1 protein-coding gene and 1 pseudogene are annotated in these 727 nt (G+C 63.1%); one reads left to right on the forward strand and one right to left on the reverse strand.

The genetic code is table 11. The features are described 5' to 3' along the window. A pseudogene (locus JCM25156_RS26405) lies at positions 1-203 on the forward strand (5,6-dimethylbenzimidazole synthase); the annotation flags it as partial. Between the two features lie 143 nt (positions 204-346). Here JCM25156_RS26405 and JCM25156_RS19140 read toward each other — a convergent pair. Next, positions 347-727: 23S rRNA (guanosine(2251)-2'-O)-methyltransferase RlmB (locus JCM25156_RS19140; RefSeq protein ID WP_025814423.1), on the reverse strand; the 381-nt coding region annotated here is incomplete at its 5' end.

Genomic DNA, 727 nt, shown 5'->3' on the forward strand with positions numbered 1-727 from the left:
GCGACGGCGGCGGGGGTCGGGGTCGGGTGGGTATCCATCATCGACCCGCGCGGATCCACGCGATTCTGGATGTCGAGCCGACACTGGAACTGGTGGCCTATCTGTGCGTGGGCTACCCGGCGGAGACCGCCAGCACACCGGAACTGGAACGCCGGGGCTGGGAGCGCCGCGCGCCGGAGCGGCGGGAATGGATACGGCGCTGATCCGGGCTGTTTTTAAGTAAGGAACAAATAAAAGTTCTTGGGTGCCGACTTTTCAATAAATACATTTGCTTCCGAAGCTTTTTGAAAAAGCTTCACCAAAAACTTCTTTATGATTCCCCTGACCAATACGGGGGGAGATCAGTTTACCGGCAACGGTACATCTCATACAGCGCGACCGCCGCCGCGTTGGATACATTCAGGCTTTCCATATGGCTGCTCATGGCCAGTCCCGCGATTTCATCGCAATGCTCGCGCGTCAGCCGCCGCAAGCCCGCCCCCTCCGCGCCCAGCACCAGCGCGACACGCCGCTGGCTGAACGATGCGCCATCCAGTATGCCGCCCCCCGCGTCCAGCCCGACAACCCACAGCCCACGCGTCTTCAGGGCATCAAGCATGCGCGAGAGGTTGACCACCCGTATCAGCGGCACGATTTCCAGCGCGCCGGACGCCGCGCGCGCCAGCGTGCCGGTTTCCTCCGGTGCGTTCCGGTCCTGCATCACGACCGCGACCGCGCCGAACGCCGC

The organism is Komagataeibacter kakiaceti JCM 25156 (assembly GCF_000613305.1).